We start from the raw sequence: 19,489 nt of genomic DNA on the forward strand, positions 1-19,489 counted from the left end.
TGACCACAAGATTAATGTCATGCACTCTTGGCGCATGACCGAGATTGCGATCAGCGCGGCCCGTGCACAACTCGGCGACCTGGTGCGCCGGGCCGCCCACAGCCGCGAGACCATCGCCCTCACCGACCACGGGCACGTGGCCGCGCTGCTCGTCTCGCCGCATGTCATAGAGGACCTGGAAGACGCCCTGGCACTCGCCGACTACCAGCGCCGCAAGGCGGAAGGGACGCTCGAAGAGGGCATCCCGCACGAGGAAGTCGGACGAATGCTGGGGCTGCGTCCGTGACCTACCAGATCATCTGGGAGCCGGCCGCCACCAACGCGGCCGTCCGCTCCCTCAAGGACGACCCGGTGGGCCTCGCCGCGCTCTACGAAGCCGTCGACGGGCTCGCCGAGCAGCCCCGCCCAGCCGGCTCCACGGCGTACGGACCCACCGCGCGGCGCCTCCGGGTCGGCGATTACCGCGCTCTTTACTTCATCGACGACACCGTCATCCGCATCCTCGTCACACACCTCGGCCGCACACCGTAGCCACCGCGAACACCCGCCGGAAGGGGAACACGGTGCCGCGCCCCGTCGCCGGATAAGCCGCGCGCAGCAGCTCGCCGTACTCCGCGAGGAACGCCTCCGTCGCCCCCGGGTCGTCCGCCAGGGCCGTGAGGACCGGGCGCAGGCCCGTGCCCTTGACCCAGTCGAGGACCGGGTCCTCGCCCGCGAGGAGGTGCTGGTACGTGGTCTCCCAGGCGTCGACCTCGCAGCCGAGGTCGGCGAGGCGTGCCAGGTACGCCCCCGGCGGGAGCACCGCGTCCGCGTGGCGCAGGACATCGCCGAGGCGGTCGCGCCAGCGAGGGGACGCGGCCAGGTCGCGCATCAGGACGTGGCTCGGGGCGTCGAAGTTGCCCGGTACCTGGAAGGCGAACGTGCCGCCGGGGGTCAGGGCCTCGATCCACGCCGGGAACAAGTCGGGGTGGCCCGGCACCCACTGCAGGGTGGCGTTGGAGAGGATCAGGTCGTACGTGCCCGGGGCCGGGGCCCACTCCGTCGCGTCGGCCGGGGTGAAGTCGAGGCGGCCGCCCCCTGCGGTGGGACCGGCCAGCCGGCCGGCGCGGGCCAGCATCTCCGGGGAATTGTCGAAGCCGGTGATGTGCGCGGTGGGCCAGCGGTCGGCGAGGAGCCGGGTGACGTTGCCGGGGCCGCAGCCGAGGTCGGCGACGCGGGGCGGCCGGCCGGCAGCGGGCAGCTCGGGGACGCGGGCGAGCAGGTCGGCGAAGGGGCGGGAGCGATGGCCGGCGTGGCGGAGGTACTGGTGCGGGTCCCAGGTCGGGGTGGCTGCGGGCATGGTGCGGGCCTCCTGGGGTGACGGGGTCTGTCGCCATCCTGAACCCATCCTGAACGCCCGGATATCTTGACGTCAAGAGACTTCACGTCGACAGACCCCCTACACTGATCGTCATGGAGGACGAGGTCGATCGGCTGGTCGCAGCGTGGCGCCGGGAGCGCCCGGACCTCGACGTGGAACCACTCGAGGTGCTCAGCCGCGTGAGCAGGCTCGCGCGGCACCTTGACCGGGCCCGCAGGCTCGCGTTCGCCGAGCACAATCTGGAGCCCTGGGAGTTCGACGTCCTGACGTCGCTGCGGCGCGCCGGCGCGCCCTACCAGCTCTCCCCCGGCCAGCTCCTCACCCAGACGCTCGTGACGTCCGGCACGATGACGAACCGCATCGACCGGCTCGCGAAGAAGGGCCTCGTGGAGCGGCTGCCGGACCCGAGCGACCGGCGCGGTGTCCTCGTGCGCCTCACCGCCGAGGGGCGGGACCGCGCGGACCAGGCGCTCGCCGGGCTCCTGGAGCAGGAGCGGGCGATCCTCGCCGAGCTCTCCCGCGCCCAGCGGGGTGAACTGGCGGGGCTGCTACGCCAGTTGACCGCCCCGTTCGACAACATCCCCGGCTAGGTCGGCCGGGCCGACGCCCGCGCGGCGGGCGAGGGCCACCGCGGCGAGGGTGGAGTGGACGCCCAGTTTCCCCAGGACGTTCTGCATGTGGGTACGCACCGTGTGCGGGGAGAGGAACAGCCGTTCGGCGACGGCCTTCCTGCCCAGGCCGGCCACCATGCAGCGCAGCACCTCGCGCTCGCGCGGGGTCAGGGACTCCACGAGGCGCTCGGACTCGGTGCGGTGCTTGCGGGCGGCGGTCAGCTCGCGCAGGACGCCGGTGAGCAGGGCGGGCGGCAGGTGGGTCTCGTCCCGGAGCACGCCGCGTATGACCGTGAGCAGCCGGGACAGGGAACAGTCCTTGGCGACCCAGCCGGAGGCGCCTGCCTGGAGGGCGAGGGCCGCGCGGCGCGGGTCGTCCTTCTCGGCGAGGACGACGGTGCGCACGGCGGGCTGGCCGGAGCGGACGCCGGCGACCAGGGAGATGCCGTCGACGAGCCCGTCGGCGTTCCCGTCCTGGACGGGGACGGCGGGCCTGGTGCTCTGGAGGGCGCTCGCGGTGCTGCCGAGGTCGGCGTCGACGAGCAGTACGTCGTATCTGCGGCCTTCGGTGACCGCACGCTCCAGGCAGCGCAGCGCGGCGGGACCGCTGCCGGCCGCGGACACGTCGACGTCGGGCTCGGCCGCGAGCGCGGCGGCCAGCGACTCGGCGAAGATGCGGTGGTCGTCGACGACCAGGACTCGAATGCGAACCACAGAAACCCCCTTCCCCGAGCTCCCGCAAGGAGCTGGGGATACCCCGTCATCGGAGAACGGCTGGTGCGGGTACGGCGCCCGGTACGGGGGTCGACGCGGTCGCACGGCCGCCGCCGTGCTGTGACCGCCCCTCCCACGCCGGGCGTCGTACCCGACTGTCTCGCCCCCTGATCAGTGCCGGCCCCCACCGGCACTGCCCTTCAGAGTAGGGCCGGACGCCCGGAGCGGAAGGCGATTTGCAGAACTGATTGGCCGACGCGTTTATGGTGAGCCGTATGTTTCGTATGGAGACGGGAGTCGACAAAGAGCGGCTGGGTCTGCTTCGTTCACGGCTGCGCGAGACGAACACGGCGGCATCACCCGAGCTCCGCGCCCTGCGCGGGACCCAGGACGACCTCGAAGTCCCCCTGGGCGTCTGGGCGTTGGACGGGGCCGGCGGCCTGGCGGCGGGGCTCGCCGCGCACACCTGGGCGCGCTGGCTGCACGTGAATTACCTCTGGGTCGACGACCGCCACCGCGGCGCGGGCCTCGGCTCGCGCCTCCTGGCGGAGGCGGAGCGGGTGGCCCGCGAGGACCGCGGCTGCCTCAACTCCCGTGTGGAGACCTGGGACTTCCAGGCCCCCGGCTTCTACCGGAACCAGGGGTACGAGCTGGTGGGCGTGATCCCCGACTACCCGGAGGGTGTCAAGGAGTTCACGCTCACCAAGCGGCTCGCCTAAATCTCCCGGCGCGCCCCCGCCGACGCCACCGCGGGGAACACCCGCGGTGCGGGGTGGCCCGCCGCGGCGAAGGCCTCCAGGATCGACTTCGTCACCGTGTCCTCGGCGGCCGACTCCACCAGGACGACCGCCGAGCCGCCGAAGCCGCCGCCGGTCATCCGGGCGCCGAGGGCGCCCGCCGCGTTCGCGGAGGACACCACCAGGTCCAGCTCCGGGCAGGAGATGCGCAGGTCGTCGCGGAGCGAGGCGTGGCCGTCGGTGAGGACGGGGCCGATCGCGCGGACGTCGCCGGCGGCGAGGAGTGCGATGACCTGCTCGACGCGGTGGTCGTCCGACACGACGTGGCGGACGTAGCGGCGGACCTTTTCGTCCGTCAGCTTGCCGAGGGCGGAGGGGAGTTCGGCGTACGGGATGTCGCGCAGGTGCGTGACTCCGAGCGCCCGCGCGCCCGCCTCGCAGCCGGCGCGCCGCTCCGCGTAGGCGCCGTCCCCGAGGGCGTGTTTCACGCGCGAGTCGACGACCAGGAGCCGCAGGCCGTGGGCCGCCAGGTCGAAGGGGACCTGGCGTATGGAGAGGTCGCGGCAGTCCAGGTGCAGGGCGTGACCCTCGGTGGCGCACGCGGAGGCCATCTGGTCCATCACGCCGCACGGCACGCCGACGAAGGCGTTCTCGGCGCGCTGGGCGAGAACGGCCAACTCCGGCCCACCCAGAGAAAGTTCGTACAGGTCGTTCAGGGCGAGGGCCGTGACGACCTCCAGGGCGGCCGACGAGGACAGGCCCGCCCCGGTCGGCACGGTCGAGGCGAGGTGGAGGTCGGCGCCCCCGGAGACGTCGTGGCCCGCCTCCCGCAGCGCCCACACCACGCCCGCCGGGTAGGCGGCCCAGCCGCCCTGGCCGTACTGCGACAGGGGTGTCAGGTCGGCCACGCGCAGTTCGGCGACCGGGGCGTCGATGTCGGCCGAGTGGAGCCGAAGGACGCCGTCGGTGCGGCGCGCCACCGCCGCGACCGCGGTGTGCGGCAGCGCGAGCGGCAGCACGAAGCCTTCGTTGAAGTCGGTGTACTCGCCGATGAGGTTGACCCGGCCGGGGGCCGACCAGACCCCCTCCGCCTCGTATCCGTACAGCTCCGCGAAGTGCGCCACTACGTCCATCGGTTGTCTCTCCATCACGGTCATCGCTGGGCGAACGCCCACGCGTCGGCGACGATGCCCGCGAGATCCGCGCGGGACGGGTGCCAGCCGAGCTTCTCGCGGGCGGTGGCGGCGGAGGCGACGAGGACCGCCGGGTCGCCGCCGCGGCGCGGGGCGAGCACCTCGGGGATGGGGTGGCCGGTGACCCGGCGGACGGTCTCGATGACCTCACGGACGGAGAAGCCGTTGCCGTTGCCGAGGTTGCAGATGAGGTGTTCGCCGGGGGTGGCGGCCTCGACGGCGAGGAGGTGCGCCTCGGCGAGGTCGGCGACGTGGATGTAGTCGCGGACGCAGGTCCCGTCGGGGGTCGGGTAGTCGTCGCCGAAGACGCTGATCGCCTCGCGCCTGCCCTGCGCGACCTGGAGGACGAGGGGGATGAGGTGCGACTCGGGGTCGTGGCGCTCGCCGCAGTCGCCGTACGCGCCCGCGACGTTGAAGTAGCGCAGCGAGACGGCGGCCAGGCCGTGCGCGGCCGCCTCCCCGGTGATCATGTGGTCGACGGCGAGCTTGGAGGCACCGTAGGGGGAGGTGGGGGCGGTCGGGTCGGTCTCCGTGATGGGGGTGCTCACGGGCTCGCCGTACGTCGCGGCCGTGGAGGAGAAGACGAGCCTGCGCACGTCGGCGTCGCGCATGGCGGCGAGCAGCGCCATGGTGCCGCCGACGTTGTTGTCCCAGTACTTCTCGGGCTTGACGACGGACTCGCCGACCTGGGAGAAGGCGGCGAAGTGCAGCACGGCGTCGTACGAGGAGTCCAGCCACTTGGCGGCATCACGGATGTCGCCCTCGATGAAGGCCGCGCCCGAGGGGACGCCCTCGCGGAAGCCGGTCGAGAGGTTGTCGAGGACCGTCACCTCGTGCCCGGCCTCGATCAGGTGCTGGGCCACCACACTGCCCACGTAGCCCGCTCCACCGGTGACCAGGTACTTACCGCTCATGAACTCGCTACCTCTCGCAGTCGCTGGGCCGCGGCTTCCGGCGGCACGTCGTTGATGAACACGCTCATGCCGGATTCGGAACCCGCGAGGAACTTCAGCTTGCCCGAAGTGCGGCGAATCGTGAAAAGTTCGAGGTGCAGGGCGAAGTCATCACGATTGATCCCCTCATATCCGTCGAGCGTGCCGAACGGCGCCTGGTGCCAGGCGGAGATGTAGGGGGTGGGGGCCTCCCCCGACTCGTCGAAGATCCGGTCGAAGCGCCTCAAGAGTTCCAGGTACAGCTGTGGAAACTCTGTGCGCGCCGCCTCGTCGAGACCGAGCAGGTCCGGCACCCGGCGCTTGGGGTACAGGTGCACCTCGTAGGGCCAGTGCGCGGCGTACGGCACGAAGGCGATCCAGTGCTCGCCCTCCAGGACGACCCGCTCCCCCGCGCTCTCCTCGGCGACGATGTCGTCGAAGAGGTTGCCGCCGCCGGACGCCTCCTTGAACGCGGCGAGCGAGCGGAGCATCAGGGCCGTGCGCGGGGTGACGAAGGGATACGCGTAGATCTGCCCGTGCGGATGGCCGAGGGTCACGCCGATCTCGGCGCCGCGGTTCTCGAAGCAGAACACCTGCTCGACGGAGGGCAGGTGGGAGAGCTCGGCGGTGCGGTCGGTCCAGGCCTCCAGGACGAGTCCGGCCTGTTCGGGGGTGAGGTCGGCGAAGGACGCGTCGTGGTCGGAGGTGAAGCAGACGACCTCGCAGCGGCCCGCGTCGCCGGCGAGCGAGGGGAAGCGGTTCTCGAAGACCACGACGTCGTACGCGGAGTCGGGGATCTCGCTGAGCCGGTCCCCGGCGGAGGGGCAGAGGGGGCACTCGTCGGCCGGCGGGTGGTAGGTGCGGCCCTGGCGGTGGGACGCGATGGCGACCGCGTCGCCGAGAAGACGGTCCTCGCGGATCTCCGACGTCGTGGAGACGGGCCCGAGCGGACGCCGGTCGGCCGCCTCGCGGACCGCGTCGTCGCGTACGTCGTAGTAGATGAGCTCACGACCGTCGGCGAGACGGGTCGAGGTCTTCTTCACGTCCGGGCTCCTCACCACCCACCCAACAGAACCGAACATAACAAACCACAAGTCAACAGCAACGTCAACGATCACAATCAAACAAAGAACACCAACAGAACTGTTCAGTTATTGAAGCAAGGGGCGTAGGTTCCGGTCTGATCCGTTCGCGCAACGAAGCGAGTTCCCATGCAGTCCCCCACAACAACCCTGGCCGAGGGGCTTCGGCTGCCCACCAACGGCCTGGACTACGCGATCCTGGCGATCTACTTCGCCGTGGTCCTCGGCATCGGCTTCGCCGCCCGGCGCTCCGTCAAAACCAGCCTCGACTTCTTCCTCTCGGGCCGCTCCCTGCCCGCCTGGGTCACCGGTCTCGCCTTCGTCGCCGCGAACCTGGGCGCCACCGAGATCCTGGGCATGGCCGCCACCGGCGCGCAGTACGGCGTCGCGGTCGTCCACTGGTACTGGATCGGCGCCATCCCGGCCATGGTCTTCCTCGGCCTGGTCATGATGCCGTTCTACTACCGCAGCAAGGTCCGCTCCGTCCCCGAGTTCCTGCTCCAGCGCTTCGACAGGTCGGCGCACCTGCTCAGCTCGGCGCTCTTCGCCTTCGCGGCGATCCTCATCGCGGGCGTGAACCTCTACGCCCTGTCGATCGTCGTCGAGGCGCTGCTCGGCTGGCCGCAGTGGGTGGCGATCGTCGTCGCGGGGCTCTTCGTGCTCGCGTACATCACCATCGGCGGTCTCTCCTCGGCGATCTACAACGAAGTGCTGCAGTTCTTCGTGATCCTCGCCGCGCTGATACCCATCTGCGTCATCGGCCTGAAGAAGGTCGGCGGCTGGGACGGCCTCACGGGCTCCATCGAACAGCAGCACGGCGACAACTTCATGACGGCCTGGGGCGGCACGGGCATCGGCGACGCCAACCCGCTCGGCGCCAACTGGCTGACGATCATCCTCGGCCTCGGCTTCGTGCTCTCCTTCGGCTACTGGACGACCAACTTCGCCGAGGTGCAGCGCGCCCTCTCCGCGAAGAACCTGAGCGCGGCCCAGCGCACCCCGCTGATCGCGGCCTTCCCGAAGATCTTCATCGTCTTCCTGGTGATGATCCCGGGCCTGGTCGCCGCCGTCCTCGTGCCGAAGATCGGCACGCCGGGCTCGGACCTGACGTACAACGACGCGATCCCCTACCTGATGCAGGAGCTGCTGCCCAACGGCGTCCTCGGCATCGCGGTCACGGGTCTGCTCGCCGCGTTCATGGCGGGCATGGCGGCGAACGTCTCGTCCTTCAACACCGTGTTCACGTACGACATCTGGGCGAAGTACGTGGTCAAGGGCCGCGAGGACGGCTACTACCTGAACTTCGGCCGCCTCATCACCGCGATCGGTGTGCTCGCCTCGATCGGCACGGCGTTCATCGCCTCGTCGTTCTCGAACATCATGGGGTACCTCCAGACCCTCTTCTCCTTCTTCAACGTCCCGATGTTCGTGGTCTTCATCATCGGCATGTTCTGGAAGCGGGCCTCGATGAAATCCGGTGTGTGGGGCCTGGTCGCGGGCACCACCGCGGCGATGGTCAACTACTTCTGGATCTACAAGCAGGGCGTCGTCGACATCCCGACCGACCAGGGCGCCAACTTCGTCTCCGCGATCGTCGGCTTCGTCGCGGGCGCCGTCGTGATGGTCGTCGTCACGCTCTTCACCGCCCCCAAGCCGGAGGCCGAACTGGCCGGACTCGTCTACGGCACGGCATCGCCGGGCCTGGAGGACGAGGGTGCGGAGGCGGGTGACGACGCCTGGTACCGCAAGCCGGCCCTGCTCGGCTGGGGCGCCGTCGTCCTCGCCGCCGCCTGCTACCTGCCGTACTCGCTCTAGCCCCGACCGGAGGACCGAATACCGTGTCCGACCTGCACAAGCACGTCTCCGACCTGGAGGCCAAGTCCGCGACGGCGGCCCGCCTCTTCGACATCCGGCGGATCATCGGCGGCCTGTTCGTCGTCTACGGCGTCATCGTGACGATCGCCGGGATCACCGCGTCCGACGCCGACCTGAAGAAGGCCGAGGACATCAACATCAACCTGTGGACGGGCCTCGGCATGCTCGCCCTCGGGCTCTTCTTCCTCGGCTGGCTGTGGCTGCGGCCGACGGTGCCGCCCGCACAGGAGCCGGAGCGCGACTGACGTCCCGTGCGGGGCCCGGGGTCACTGCGGTGACTCGGGCCCCCTCGGCGTGTCCGCGCCGTTCGCGTACATCGCCGCGGGGCGCTCGGCGCGCTCCAGGAGACCCGTGCGCGCGGCGAGCGCGGCGGCCTCCAGGCGCGAGCCGACGCCCAGTTTCATCAGGACCCGCTGCACGTGCGTACGCGCCGTGCTGGGCGCTATCCCCATCCCGGCGGCGATCAGCCGGGTGTCCTCGCCGTCCGCGACCCGCACCAGGACCTCGACCTCGCGGGGCGTCAGCATCTGCAGCAGCCGCTGCCCCTCGTCGTCGGGCTGCGCGGCCGGATTGAGCAGCTCGCTGAAGGCACCCTGCAGCAGCTGGGGCGCGACGGCGGCCTCCCCGGCGCGCGCCTTCATGATGGCGCGCTCCACTCCTTCGATGCGCTCGTCATGGCGTACGTAACCGGAGGCGCCGGAGGCGAAGGCGGCGGCGATGCCGCGCGGGTTCGGCACCGGCCCGAGCACCACGACCGCCACCTGCGGCCGCTCCCGCTTGATCTTGACGACCGGGTCGAACATGCCGGGCTCGGCCGGTGTGGCCGTGCCCAGGAGGCAGACCTCCGGAGCCCTGCTGATGACCAGTTCCGCCGCACCCGCGGCGGGCGCGGCGGCGGCGAGCACCCGGTGCCCGCGCAATTTCAGTGCCGAGGCGAGTGCCTCGGCGAGCAGTCGGTGGTCGTCGACCACCATGAGCCGCACACCCATAGCAACCCCCCACTTCCCCGCGGGCCCCCCGACCCTTCATCCCCCGGAAGCTACACGCTTGTTCGACGTTGCGCGCCCCCTACCCGTCAGAAGCGGCCCGGAATGCCGAAATCCCTGCCCTTCGGGGGCGCTGGGAGGTACGGAGGGGTACACGAACGGCGGCGGCCGCCCCCCGGATGGTGCGGGGGGCGGCCGCCGCCGTCGTGCACTGCCTTGCCGTGCGGCTACTTCGCGACGAAGCCGAGCGCCACGAACTCCTTCTCGTCCTTCGAGTAGGGCTTGCTCAGCAGCTTCTTGCCGAGGAACAAGTGCCCGTTGCCGTAGAGGAGTTCGTTCGACTTCGGGACCATGCCGCTGATCGCGTCGGTGACCGCCTCGGAGCCCGGGGTCTCCAGGAGCTTGGTCTCCTTCATCGTCTTGCCGTCGAGCGACACGACCTGGGCGCCCTTCTGGTAGCCGTGCGCCTTGTACGCGATGACGTTGCCGCCGTCCATGCGGATCGGGAAGATCTCGCCGTTCTCACCGGCGACCGCGCGGTCGCTGGTGGGCTTTCCGGTGGCCAGCGAGAAGGAGACGATCTCGTTGGTGCGGTTGTAGCTCTCGCCGGCGCCGTCGTGCTGGCGCGTCGGGACGTACAGCCGGTCGTTGCCCACGGTGATCGCCTTGCAGTCGTTCACCATGTTGACGCCGCAGTCGTGGTCGTACTTGCCGTCCTCCAGGGAGATCTTGGAGCGCAGCTTGCCGTTGCTGCCGATGGCGAAGACGTCCGTGACACCGGACGCGGTGATCTCGGTGGTGTCCTGGCCGAAGACGACCGGGTTCGTCGAGATGACCTTGGCGTTGTCGATGCCGTCGGCGAGCGGGTACGTCCACTTGTCCTTGCCGGTCTTCGGGTCGAGGAGCTGGACCTTCAGCCGCTCGTCGCCGTACGTGCCGCACTTGCGGACCGCGACCAGCTGGTCACCGCCGGCGTAGCCGACGTCCTCGCACTTGCCGACCTTCGGCTTCCACAGGGAGTTGCCCTTGACGTCCCAGGCGGCGCCGCCGCTGGAGGTGCCCGCGCCGGCGGCGATCGTGGTGCCCGAGATGGTGACTTCCTTGAAGGTCGCCTTCACGCCGTTGGTCTCGACGCTCTCGGTCCAGAGCTTCTTGCCGGACGTCAGGTCAACCGCGGAGACGTTGGAGCACTGTTCGTAGTCGCCCTTCTTGTTCCGCTCGGCCTCCTCGGTGACGACCGCGACGATGCCGTCCTCGGTGACCTCCGGCGAGATGGCGCAGGTCATGCCGGACAGCGGGACCGTCCACTTCTTCTTGCCGGTGTCCGGGTCGTAGCCGTTGAGCTCGTTGACGCCCGCCTTGGCGTAGATGTCGTCGGTCAACACGGAGCCCGTGACGTTCCAGATCTGGTCCTTGGGGACCTCGGGCTGGGGCAGCTGCATGAGGACCTTGGCCGAGGTGTCGGCCGGCGCCTTCTCCTTGGCCGGACCCTGGTCCGGCGTGGTGCCGCCCTGCTCGCCCTTCTCGGAACCCTTGCCGCCCTTGCCGTCCTTGCCGGACTCCTGCGCGGTGTTCTTGGAGTCGTCGTCCTTCGTCGAGGCGTAGAAGACGCCGCCGCCGACGATCAGCGCGATCGCGGCGACCGCCGCGACGATGATCGCCAGCTGGCTGTTGAACTTCTTGCCGCCGGAGCCGGAGTCGCCGGGCTGCGGCTGCATCGGCATGGTCGGCGGCTGCTGGTAGCCCTGCTGGTACGGCTGCTGGTAGCCCTGCTGCTGGTACTGCGGCGTGGCGGGCTGCGTCGGGTAGCCGTAGCTCTGCGGGGGCTGGGGTGCCTGCGGGTAGCCGTAGGTGGGCTGGCCCGCCGGGGGTGCGGGGGGAGCCGGAGGTGCCGCCGGGGGAGCCGCGGGCGGGGGCGGCGTCTGCGGGTAGCCGTACGACGGGTCGGGGGCCTTGCCGAAGCCTCCGGGCGGAGGGTCCTGCGGGGCACCGAAGCCGCCCTGCGGGGGCTCGTTCGGCGGCTGCTGCGGTGGCTGGGGCGGCTGGGTCATGACGTCGTCTATTCCTTGGGGACGAGAGCGGTCGAGCGGAAGACTGGGTGGGGGCGCGTCACTTGCCGTAGGCGAGCATCAGCTTCGCCTGGCCGGAGGAGCGCATGATGCTGGTGGTCGAGATGTAGAAGCGCCCGTCCACGTAGTCGACGTCCTTCGAGTAGAAGCCGCTCTCGATCCGCGAGGTGCCCTTCGGGTGCTGCAGAAGGGTCTCGGGCTTGTGCGAACCGGACGTCGCGATGGAGACGACGCGGCCGCCGGAGTCGTACGACGGAGTGACGTACGCGATCACCTCGCCGTTCTCGACCTTCAGCGGGAGCATCGTTTCGTCCAGCGGCGACTTGGCGCGCCAGGCCTCCTTGCCGGTGGCCAGGCTCAGCGCGACGACGTCGTTCGCGCCGCTCTTCTCGCTCGTCGGCAGGTAGAGGTTCTTGTCGTCGACGGCCACGCCCAGGCAGCCGCCCAGCTCACGGCTGAGGACCGAGGTGTCGCACTCCGGCGCGAAGCTGTCCTTGGTGATGACCTCGGAGCGCGTCGCGTCGCTGTTCTCCTTCAGCACCGTGATGTTGAACTGCTTCTTGTCCTCGTTGCTGAGGTACACGATCGTGGGGCTGACCGAGAAGACCTTGCCGATGCGCCAGCCCTTGGGGAACTTCTTGGTCCACAGGGCGCGGCCGGTCTTCGGGTCGAGCTGCTGCAGTTCGTCGTGCGCGCTGGGTGTGCTCGCGCCGCAGGACAGGGCCATGAGGAGCTGCTTGCCGCCGGCGAAGCCGTTGGGGAAGCAGGTGCCCTCGTCCTTCTTGTCCGCGACGTAGAGCTTCTTGCCGTCGCTCATCCGCAGCGCCGTGCCGGACTGGTCGCGGCCGACCATGAGGACGTCGCCGACGAGGACCAGCTGGCTCTTGAGGGCGAAGTCGAAGAGACCTTCCTCCTTGACCGGCTTGCCCCAGCCCTTCTCACCGTTCTTCAGGTTGATGACCTGGAGCTGGTTGCACTTGGCGTCGCTCTTGGTGCCTTCCTTGTACGCGACGACGATCCTGCCGTCGTCGGTGGCCGTCTGGGTCGCCGCGCAGATCTTCTGCGGGAACTCGATGGCCTTCCAGGCGGTCCTGCCGCTCCCCACCTTGTACGCGAGGAGCTGCTTGTACGCGGCCTTGACCACGGTGTCGCCGTACACCCACATGCCGGGGGCGTCGCCTCCGGAACCGGGCACCTTGGGCGCCTCCTTGTACCAGAGGACCTTCGCCTCGCCGGCCTGGCGGCCTTCGTTGAGGTCTTCCTTGCCCTCGTGGCCGTCGCCGTCGCCGGTGCCCGGGTTGACCGGTGCGGAGAGGGTGGGCTTTGGATCCTTGTTCTTCGCCTCGGACTTCTTCTCGCCCTCGTCGTCACCGCTGACGACGGCCCAGGTGACACCGCCCGCGACGAGCAGCGCGGCCACAGCCGCGGCGACGACCACCACGAGCTTGTTGCGCTTGCCGCCGCCACCGCCGCCGGGCGGGGTGCCGGGCGCGCCGGGGCCCGCGGGGAACTGGGGCTGCGTGGGCGGCTGCGGGTAGCCGTACTGCGGCTGGCTTCCGTAGGGTCCGGGCTGCTGCGGCTGACCGTAGGGGCCCGGCTGCTGCGGCTGGTTTCCGTAGGGTCCGGGCTGCTGCGGCTGGCCGTACGGGCCGGGCTGCTGCGGCTGGTGGTAGGGGCCGGGCTGGGCGGGCTGGGTCGGCTGCGCGTACGGGTTGTCGGACCCGGCCGGCGGGGTCTGCGGGTAGCCGTAACCGGGCTGGGGCTGCGGTGGCGGCCCCGGTGGTTGCGGCGCTCCGCCCTGCCGTGGATCCTGCGGAGCTCCGAAGCCGCCGGACGGCGGCTGGTTGGGCGGCTGAGTCATCAGCGCTTCCCCCTTCACTGATTTTCGGCACGCCAAGTGGTGCTCAGGGCAGCCTTTCTATCACCCTGTCCCCGTACCACACGGGTCCGGTCCAGCCCCTGTTCCCAAGGGAGGACCGGCCCGTAATGCGTCCGTTACGCGAGCTCCACGGGAGCTCTACGCGTCCTCCGCCAGCTCCAGCCAGCGCATTTCCAACTCCTCGCGCTGCCCGATCAGTTCGCGGAGCTCGGCGTCCAGTTTGGCCACCTTTTCGAAGTCCGTGGCGTTATCGGCGATTTGAGCGTGCAGCTTGGTCTCCCGCTCGGAAACCTTGTCCAGCTGCCGCTCGATCTTCTGCAGTTCCTTCTTGGCGGCGCGGGCATCGGCGGAGGAGACGGTCTTCGCCGCGGCGGTGTGCGCGGGCGCGGACTGGGCGGGCGCCGACGCACTCGCGGTCTCCGCCATCCGCCGCCTGCGCTCCAGGTACTCGTCGATGCCGCGCGGCAGCATCCGCATCGTGGCGTCACCGAGCAGCGCGAACACCTTGTCCGTGGTCCGCTCGACGAAGAACCGGTCGTGGGAGATGACGACCATGGAGCCGGGCCAGCCGTCCAGCACGTCTTCGAGCTGCGTCAGCGTCTCGATGTCGAGGTCGTTGGTCGGCTCGTCGAGGAAGAGGACGTTCGGCTCGTCCATGAGCAGCCGCAGCAGCTGCAGCCTGCGCCGCTCACCGCCGGAGAGGTCGCCCACCGGCGTCCACTGCTTCTCCTTGCTGAACCCGAAGGTCTCACAGAGCTGTCCCGCGGTCATCTCCCGGCCCTTGCCGAGGTCGACGCGCTCACGCACCTGCTGCACGGCCTCCAACACCCGCAGCGTCGGCTTCAGTTCGGCCACCTCCTGCGAGAGGTAGGCGAGCTTCACGGTCCTGCCGACGACGATCTTCCCGTCCGCGGGCTGCACGTCGCCCGCGCTGCGCGCCGCGTCCGCCATGGCCCGCAGCAGCGAGGTCTTGCCCGCGCCGTTCACCCCGACGAGACCGACGCGGTCACCGGGACCGAGCTGCCAGGTCAGATGCTTGAGCAGCATCTTGGGCCCGGCCTGCACGGACACGTCCTCCAGATCGAAGACGGTCTTGCCGAGCCGCGTCGTCGCGAACTTCATCAGCTCGCTGGTGTCGCGCGGCGGCGGCACGTCCGCGATCAGCTCGTTGGCCGCCTCGATGCGGAACTTCGGCTTGCTGGTGCGGGCCGGGGCGCCGCGCCGCAGCCAGGCCAGCTCCTTGCGCATCAGGTTCTTGCGCTTGGTCTCCTCGGTGGCCGCGATGCGCTCGCGCTCGGCACGGGCGAAGACGTAGTCGGAGTACCCGCCCTCGTACTCATAGACGGACCCGCTCTGCACGTCCCACATGCGCGTGCACACCTGGTCCAGGAACCAGCGGTCGTGCGTGACGCAGACGAGCGCCGAGCGCCGCGTGCGCAGGTGCTCGGCGAGCCAGGCGATGCCCTCGACGTCCAGGTGGTTGGTCGGCTCGTCGAGCACGATCAGGTCGGGCTCGCCGATGAGCAGCTTCGCGAGCGCGATACGGCGCCGCTCGCCACCGGAGAGCGGGCCGATGACGGTGTCGAGCCCCTGCGGGAAGCCCGGCATGTCGAGCCCGCCGAACAGCCCGGTCAGCACGTCCCGGATCTTGGCGCTGCCCGCCCACTCGTGATCGGCGAGGTCACCGATGACCTCGTGCCGGACGGTGGCGGCGGGGTCGAGGGAGTCGTGCTGCGTCAGCACGCCGAGCCGCAGCCCGCCGTTGTGCGTGACCCGCCCGGAGTCCGCCTCCTCCAGCTTGGCGAGCATGCGGATCAGGGTGGTCTTGCCGTCGCCGTTGCGCCCGACGACACCGATCCTGTCCCCCTCGGACACGCCGAGTGAGACGCCGTCGAGCAGGGCACGGGTGCCGTACACCTTGCTGACTGCCTCGACATTGACCAGATTGACGGCCATTTCTCTCCTGACAGGGGGGATCGATCGATCCCCCAGCGTAGTCGCCCGCGGGGGCCGGTCCTCGGCCTCCCTGGGCGTACCGGCTTGCTCACTCTTTGTGATGACGGATCAAGGAATCCGCGGCTACCGTTGAGGCACAGGCCGAAGAATCCCGCCCATGGGAGGAACCATGACCGCCGAGCCGATTTCCGAGCCGGTCTCCGAGCCGGTGTCCGGGCCCCGGTGGCCGGTGCCGCCGCCGGAAGGCTGGACCGTGGACGACCTGCACACGTTGCCCGATCTCCCGCCGCACACAGAGATGATCGACGGGAGCCTGATCTTCGTGAGTCCGCAACGCCTGTTCCACAGCATCACCATCGATCTGCTGGTCACCGGACTACGGAGCAGCGTGCCGCCGGAGATGCGGGTCAATCGCGAGATGACCGTGGTCCTCGACCGCCGCAACGGACCCGAGCCGGACATCTCCGTCGTGCGCAAGGAAGCGGTCAAGGGCCGCGGACAGACCTCCTTCCACGCCGACGACGTCCTTCTCGCCGTGGAAGTCGTCTCCCCGGACTCGGAGTCCCGCGACCGGAGCACCAAGCCTCACAAGTACGCCGCTGCCGGTATCCGCCACTTCTGGCTGGTGGAGATGGCAGGGCAGGACGACCACCCCGTAGTCCAGGTCTACGAACTCGGCACGGTGTCCGGTACATACGCCGTGACCGGTATTTATCACGACCGCCTCAAGGTCTCCGTGCCGTTCGACATCGACATCGACCTCACCGCCATCGACGTGCTCTGACCCGGCCTCCCGCCCGCTCCACCAGCAGCCATCCCACCAGCGCCATCCCCACCGCCGCCGGCGCCGTCACCTGGACGGCGACGAGCATCGCCGTACGGCCCTCCAGCAGGCCTCCGAAGCCGACCATCGACAGGCCGAGCACCCCGAACAGGCAGAGCGTGACGCCGAGGGCCGCCGCCGGGCCCGAGGCCGTACCCGGAGCGGCCGGCCCCGCCGCCCCCGGCCGCTCGAAGCGTCGGAAGAGGGCCACCAGCGCCACCGTCAGCGCCGCGGCCGCCGCCATCCGCAGCGGCACCTGGGCCCACCAGGCCGCCGACGCGGGCTCCGGCAGCGGAACGCCGAGGGCGAGCAGCATCCCGTACACGCCGAGCATCGCCGTCAGATGCCAGAGGAACGCCGTCATGGAGACGCCGTTGGCCGCGACCACGCCGCGCCACACCCGCGGCCGCGCCAGCCACCGCGTCGCCGGTCCGCGCAGCAGCTCCACGGCGCCGACCAGCCACATGCCGTGGCAGAGGAGGGCGAAGGTGGGCGGCGCCATGTTCGAGACGCGTTCGCCGGGCATGCCGACCATGGAGAGCGGATACGGCCCGAAGGCCACCAGCAGCGAGGCGCCCGCGAGACCCGCGCCCGCCAGGACGTACGGCGCCCTCACCCTCAGCCTGCCGTCCGCGCGCAGGAAGCCCAGCTGGTGCACGGCGAGCCACACGAAGGCGAAGTTCAGGAACTCCAGATACGGCACGCCGAACGCGAAGCGCGCCACGTCCACCGCGCCGGCCGCCGCCACGAGCGCGCCGAACGCGCCCCACCCCCACCGCTCGTGCAGCCGCAGCAGCGGCGGCGTGAAGGCGACCATCGCGAGATAGACACCGATGAACCACAACGGCTGCGCGACGAGCCGCAACGCGACATCGAGCAGCCCACCGCCGTGACCGCCCAGTTGGAGGGCGAGCGCCGCCGCGCCCCACACCGCTATAAACACCATGGTGGGCCGCAGCAGCCGCTGGAGCCTGGCCCGCACGAACACCGAATAGACGGACCGCCCCTCGGACCGACGGCTCAGCGAGCGGTACGACAGCGCGTGCGAGAACCCGCCGACGAAAAAGAAGACGGGCATGATCTGCAGCGCCCACGTGAGGAGCTGCAGCTCGGGCACCACGGCGAGGAGGTTGCCGACCTCGGCGCGGCCGTCGTCGCCGACGGTCACGGCGGCCATCAGCCAGTGTCCGACGACGACCGTGCCGAGCGAGGCGACGCGCAGCAGGTCGACGTACCGGTCACGCCCGGCGGGCGTCTTCTCGGCGAGTTCGCGAACGCTTGATCCCATGTACGTACGGTCGCGTGCCGTCGTACGCCGGGGTCAGCGCGCCCGTACTCAGATCCGTACCTGAGTACCCGGAGACCTGAGTACCTAGAGCAGCGTGGCGCCCGGAGCGGGCGATTCCGCGACCCGTGCCGCGCGGCAGGTACCGGACGCGAGCAGCGCGTCCGCCACGCGCCGCGCCGCATCGGCGTCCGCCGTGAGGAACGCGGTGGTCGGCCCCGACCCGGAGACCAGCGCGGCGAGAGCTCCCGCCTCGGTGCCCGTGGCGAGGGTGTCGCGGAGCGAGGGGAAGAGCGAGAGAGCGGCGGGCTGGAGATCGTTGGTGACGGTGTCGGCGAGGGCCTCGGCGTCGCCCTTGCGCAGGGCGGCGAGGAGCGCGGGGGACGCCTCGGGGGCGGGCGCTTCGGGAGTGAGCCGGTCGAACTCGCGGTACACGGCGGGTGTGGAGAGCCCTCCGTCGGCGACGGCGAAGACCCAGTGGAAGGTGCCGCCGACCTCCAGCGGCGCGAGCTTCTCGCCCCGTCCGGTGCCGAGCGCGGCGCCACCCACCAAACTGAACGGCACGTCGCTGCCCAACTCGGCGCAGATGTCGAGCAGTTCGTCGCGGGAGGCGTGCGTGCCCCACAGCGCGTCGCACGCCACGAGCGCGGCGGCGCCGTCCGCGCTGCCGCCCGCCATGCCGCCGGCGACGGGAATGTCCTTGGCGATGTGAAGGTGGACGTCGGGTGCGATGCCGCGCCGCGCGGCGAGCAGTTCGGCGGCGCGGGCGGCGAGGTTCGTGCGGTCCAGGGGCACCTGGTCGGCCCCGGGGCCCTCGCAGGTCACCCGGAGCCCGTCGGCGGGCGTCACCGTGACCTCGTCGTACAGCCCGACGGCGAGGAAGACATTCGCCAGGTCATGAAACCCGTCGGCACGCGCGGCCCCCACGGCCAGCTGCACATTGACCTTCGCGGGAACCCGCACGGTGACGCTCGCGCTCACGCGCCGGCCTCCTTGTGCTCGGCGATGCGGGCGAACTCCTCGACGGTCAGGGCCTCACCCCTGGCCTGCGGCGAGACACCGGCTGCGACGAGCGCGGCCTCCGCGGCGGCCGCGGAACCGGCCCAGCCGGCCAGGGCCGCGCGCAGCGTCTTCCTGCGCTGTGCGAAGGCGGCGTCGACGACGGCGAACACCTCGCGCTTCGACGCGCTGGTCCTGACCGGCTCGGACCGCCGCACCAGCGAGACGAGACCCGAGTCGACATTGGGCGCGGGCCAGAAGACATTGCGCCCGATGGACCCGGCGCGCTTCACCTCGGCGTACCAGTTGGCCTTCACGGACGGCACCCCGTACACCCGCGAGCCCGGCCCGGCGGCGAGCCGGTCGGCGACCTCGGCCTGCACCATCACGAGCGTGCGCTCGATGGTCGGGAAGGTGTCGAGCATGTGCAGGAGCACGGGCACGGCCACGTTGTACGGGAGGTTCGCGACGAGCGCGGTGGGCGCGGGCCCCGGCAGCTCCCGTACGAGCATGGCGTCACTGTGCACGAGCCCGAAGGACCCCACCTTGCCCGGAAGACGGGCTTCCACCGTCGCGGGCAGCGCACCGGCGAGCACGTCGTCGATCTCGACCGCGGTGACGTGGGCGGCGGTCTCCAACAGCGCCAGGGTCAGCGACCCGAGGCCCGGTCCCACCTCCACGACGACGTCGTCCGGGCGGACCTCCGCGGTGCGGACGATGCGCCGTACGGTGTTGGCGTCGATGACGAAGTTCTGGCCGCGCTGCTTGGTGGGGCGTACGCCCAGGGCAGCGGCCAGTTCGCGGATGTCGGCGGGGCCGAGGAGGGCGCCGTGCTCAGTGCTCACGCCCCCAGGTTACGGGCCCTGGCCCCTGGGCCTCACGCGGTCCACCCCTTGCCCTGCCCCGCCCTGCCGAGGCAGGACCCCCAAGCCCGCCGCTCCGCGGCGGATACCTCCCACCCACCCACCCGTTCACCCCGCGACGTCCA

Annotated in this window: 19 protein-coding genes; 7 read left to right on the forward strand and 12 right to left on the reverse strand. The window is 70.7% G+C overall.

The window, feature by feature from the left end; translation table 11 throughout:
- Nucleotides 1-34: 34 nt before the first annotated feature.
- Both AB0H82_RS30980 and AB0H82_RS30985 read left to right on the forward strand, forming a co-directional pair.
- Entirely contained in the window at nucleotides 35-286 is a 252-nt protein-coding gene (locus AB0H82_RS30980) for a type II toxin-antitoxin system Phd/YefM family antitoxin (RefSeq protein WP_362998582.1), read from the forward strand.
- A complete protein-coding gene (locus AB0H82_RS30985; protein WP_362998584.1) occupies nucleotides 283-531 on the forward strand; it encodes a type II toxin-antitoxin system RelE/ParE family toxin in 249 nt (82 codons plus the stop codon). Before AB0H82_RS30980 ends, AB0H82_RS30985 begins: the two co-directional genes overlap by 4 nt.
- On the opposite strand, the gene AB0H82_RS30990 is transcribed toward AB0H82_RS30985, so the two are convergent.
- Complete coding sequence (locus AB0H82_RS30990; protein ID WP_362998586.1) at nucleotides 506-1,339, reverse strand: trans-aconitate 2-methyltransferase; 834 nt, start codon at nucleotides 1,337-1,339, stop codon at nucleotides 506-508. The two genes, AB0H82_RS30985 and AB0H82_RS30990, sit on opposite strands and share 26 nt — an antisense overlap.
- A 113-nt stretch (nucleotides 1,340-1,452) precedes the next feature.
- On the opposite strand from AB0H82_RS30990, the gene tamR reads away from it, so the two are divergent.
- On the forward strand, nucleotides 1,453-1,950 hold the full coding sequence (tamR, locus tag AB0H82_RS30995) for a MarR family transcriptional regulator TamR (RefSeq protein WP_362998588.1): 498 nt from the start codon (nucleotides 1,453-1,455) through the stop codon (nucleotides 1,948-1,950).
- Here tamR and AB0H82_RS31000 read toward each other — a convergent pair.
- Nucleotides 1,909-2,685 carry a response regulator transcription factor gene (locus AB0H82_RS31000; RefSeq protein WP_362998590.1) on the reverse strand — a complete coding sequence of 259 codons (777 nt, stop codon included), beginning with the start codon at nucleotides 2,683-2,685 and terminating at the stop codon, nucleotides 1,909-1,911. The genes tamR and AB0H82_RS31000 overlap by 42 nt on opposite strands.
- Nucleotides 2,686-2,948: 263 nt before the next feature.
- On the opposite strand from AB0H82_RS31000, the gene AB0H82_RS31005 reads away from it, so the two are divergent.
- On the forward strand, nucleotides 2,949-3,404 hold the full coding sequence (locus AB0H82_RS31005; protein ID WP_362998592.1) for a GNAT family N-acetyltransferase: 456 nt from the start codon (nucleotides 2,949-2,951) through the stop codon (nucleotides 3,402-3,404).
- Here the strand turns inward: AB0H82_RS31005 and galK are convergent.
- The 3 genes from galK to galT are packed head-to-tail and all read right to left on the reverse strand — an operon-like array spanning nucleotide 3,401 to nucleotide 6,590.
- On the reverse strand, nucleotides 3,401-4,555 hold the full coding sequence (gene galK, locus AB0H82_RS31010; protein WP_362998594.1) for a galactokinase: 1,155 nt from the start codon (nucleotides 4,553-4,555) through the stop codon (nucleotides 3,401-3,403). The two genes, AB0H82_RS31005 and galK, sit on opposite strands and share 4 nt — an antisense overlap.
- A 20-nt stretch (nucleotides 4,556-4,575) precedes the next feature.
- Nucleotides 4,576-5,529 (reverse strand): UDP-glucose 4-epimerase GalE, encoded by a 954-nt coding sequence (gene galE / locus AB0H82_RS31015; RefSeq protein ID WP_362998596.1) that lies wholly within the window; start codon nucleotides 5,527-5,529, stop codon nucleotides 4,576-4,578.
- Nucleotides 5,526-6,590 carry a galactose-1-phosphate uridylyltransferase gene (gene galT, locus AB0H82_RS31020; RefSeq protein ID WP_362998598.1) on the reverse strand — a complete coding sequence of 355 codons (1,065 nt, stop codon included), beginning with the start codon at nucleotides 6,588-6,590 and terminating at the stop codon, nucleotides 5,526-5,528. The genes galE and galT overlap by 4 nt, the downstream gene beginning before the upstream one ends.
- Before the next feature lie 168 nt (nucleotides 6,591-6,758).
- Between galT and AB0H82_RS31025 the strand changes: the two genes are divergently transcribed.
- A complete protein-coding gene (locus tag AB0H82_RS31025) occupies nucleotides 6,759-8,444 on the forward strand; it encodes a sodium:solute symporter family protein (protein WP_362998600.1) in 1,686 nt (561 codons plus the stop codon).
- A 23-nt stretch (nucleotides 8,445-8,467) separates the two neighbouring features.
- A complete protein-coding gene (locus tag AB0H82_RS31030) occupies nucleotides 8,468-8,749 on the forward strand; it encodes a hypothetical protein (RefSeq protein WP_362998602.1) in 282 nt (93 codons plus the stop codon).
- A 21-nt stretch (nucleotides 8,750-8,770) separates the two neighbouring features.
- Here the strand turns inward: AB0H82_RS31030 and AB0H82_RS31035 are convergent, their stop codons facing one another.
- From AB0H82_RS31035 to AB0H82_RS31050, 4 genes are all read right to left on the reverse strand, one after another.
- Nucleotides 8,771-9,493 carry a LuxR C-terminal-related transcriptional regulator gene (locus tag AB0H82_RS31035; RefSeq protein WP_362998604.1) on the reverse strand — a complete coding sequence of 241 codons (723 nt, stop codon included), beginning with the start codon at nucleotides 9,491-9,493 and terminating at the stop codon, nucleotides 8,771-8,773.
- Between the two features lie 224 nt (nucleotides 9,494-9,717).
- Nucleotides 9,718-11,541: a PQQ-binding-like beta-propeller repeat protein gene (locus AB0H82_RS31040; protein ID WP_362998606.1), complete on the reverse strand. Its 1,824-nt coding sequence runs from the start codon at nucleotides 11,539-11,541 to the stop codon at nucleotides 9,718-9,720.
- Between the two features lie 58 nt (nucleotides 11,542-11,599).
- Nucleotides 11,600-13,420, reverse strand: coding sequence for a PQQ-binding-like beta-propeller repeat protein (locus AB0H82_RS31045; RefSeq protein ID WP_362998608.1), 1,821 nt, complete (start codon nucleotides 13,418-13,420; stop codon nucleotides 11,600-11,602).
- Nucleotides 13,421-13,576: 156 nt separating this feature from the next.
- Nucleotides 13,577-15,394, reverse strand: a complete 1,818-nt coding sequence (locus AB0H82_RS31050) for an ABC-F family ATP-binding cassette domain-containing protein (RefSeq protein WP_362998610.1) — start codon at nucleotides 15,392-15,394, stop codon at nucleotides 13,577-13,579.
- A 169-nt stretch (nucleotides 15,395-15,563) separates the two neighbouring features.
- Between AB0H82_RS31050 and AB0H82_RS31055 the strand changes: the two genes are divergently transcribed.
- Nucleotides 15,564-16,178, forward strand: coding sequence for a Uma2 family endonuclease (locus AB0H82_RS31055; RefSeq protein WP_362998612.1), 615 nt, complete (start codon nucleotides 15,564-15,566; stop codon nucleotides 16,176-16,178).
- Here AB0H82_RS31055 and AB0H82_RS31060 read toward each other — a convergent pair.
- The 3 genes from AB0H82_RS31060 to rsmA all read right to left on the reverse strand — a co-directional run bounded on the left by AB0H82_RS31060 (nucleotide 16,156) and on the right by rsmA (nucleotide 19,346).
- Nucleotides 16,156-17,505, reverse strand: coding sequence for an acyltransferase (locus AB0H82_RS31060; RefSeq protein ID WP_362998614.1), 1,350 nt, complete (start codon nucleotides 17,503-17,505; stop codon nucleotides 16,156-16,158). The genes AB0H82_RS31055 and AB0H82_RS31060 overlap by 23 nt on opposite strands.
- 84 nt (nucleotides 17,506-17,589) lie before the next feature.
- Nucleotides 17,590-18,483 carry a 4-(cytidine 5'-diphospho)-2-C-methyl-D-erythritol kinase gene (locus AB0H82_RS31065; RefSeq protein ID WP_362998616.1) on the reverse strand — a complete coding sequence of 298 codons (894 nt, stop codon included), beginning with the start codon at nucleotides 18,481-18,483 and terminating at the stop codon, nucleotides 17,590-17,592.
- The gene (rsmA, locus tag AB0H82_RS31070; RefSeq protein ID WP_362998618.1) at nucleotides 18,480-19,346 is read right to left on the reverse strand and encodes a 16S rRNA (adenine(1518)-N(6)/adenine(1519)-N(6))-dimethyltransferase RsmA; all 867 of its coding nucleotides are present in this window, start codon (nucleotides 19,344-19,346) and stop codon (nucleotides 18,480-18,482) included. The genes AB0H82_RS31065 and rsmA overlap by 4 nt, the downstream gene beginning before the upstream one ends.
- Nucleotides 19,347-19,489: the final 143 nt, after the last annotated feature.

It is taken from the genome of Streptomyces sp. NPDC050732 (genome assembly GCF_040654255.1).
Taxonomy (GTDB): Bacteria; Actinomycetota; Actinomycetes; order Streptomycetales; family Streptomycetaceae; genus Streptomyces.

Excerpts from the sequence above, each read along its gene's own strand:
- AB0H82_RS30980 (WP_362998582.1), top strand. The coding sequence starts at position 35 with ATGACCGAGATTGCGATCAGCGCGGCCCGTGCACAACTCGGCGACCTG.
- AB0H82_RS30990 (WP_362998586.1), bottom strand. The coding sequence starts at position 1,339 with ATGCCCGCAGCCACCCCGACCTGGGACCCGCACCAGTACCTCCGCCAC.
- tamR (WP_362998588.1), top strand. The coding sequence starts at position 1,453 with ATGGAGGACGAGGTCGATCGGCTGGTCGCAGCGTGGCGCCGGGAGCGC.
- AB0H82_RS31005 (WP_362998592.1), top strand. The coding sequence starts at position 2,949 with ATGGTGAGCCGTATGTTTCGTATGGAGACGGGAGTCGACAAAGAGCGG.
- galK (WP_362998594.1), bottom strand. The coding sequence starts at position 4,555 with ATGGACGTAGTGGCGCACTTCGCGGAGCTGTACGGATACGAGGCGGAG.
- galE (WP_362998596.1), bottom strand. The coding sequence starts at position 5,529 with ATGAGCGGTAAGTACCTGGTCACCGGTGGAGCGGGCTACGTGGGCAGT.
- AB0H82_RS31025 (WP_362998600.1), top strand. The coding sequence starts at position 6,759 with ATGCAGTCCCCCACAACAACCCTGGCCGAGGGGCTTCGGCTGCCCACC.
- AB0H82_RS31035 (WP_362998604.1), bottom strand. The coding sequence starts at position 9,493 with ATGGGTGTGCGGCTCATGGTGGTCGACGACCACCGACTGCTCGCCGAG.
- AB0H82_RS31040 (WP_362998606.1), bottom strand. The coding sequence starts at position 11,541 with ATGACCCAGCCGCCCCAGCCACCGCAGCAGCCGCCGAACGAGCCCCCG.
- AB0H82_RS31045 (WP_362998608.1), bottom strand. The coding sequence starts at position 13,420 with ATGACTCAGCCGCCCAACCAGCCGCCGTCCGGCGGCTTCGGAGCTCCG.
- AB0H82_RS31050 (WP_362998610.1), bottom strand. The coding sequence starts at position 15,394 with ATGGCCGTCAATCTGGTCAATGTCGAGGCAGTCAGCAAGGTGTACGGC.
- AB0H82_RS31055 (WP_362998612.1), top strand. The coding sequence starts at position 15,564 with ATGACCGCCGAGCCGATTTCCGAGCCGGTCTCCGAGCCGGTGTCCGGG.
- AB0H82_RS31060 (WP_362998614.1), bottom strand. The coding sequence starts at position 17,505 with ATGGGATCAAGCGTTCGCGAACTCGCCGAGAAGACGCCCGCCGGGCGT.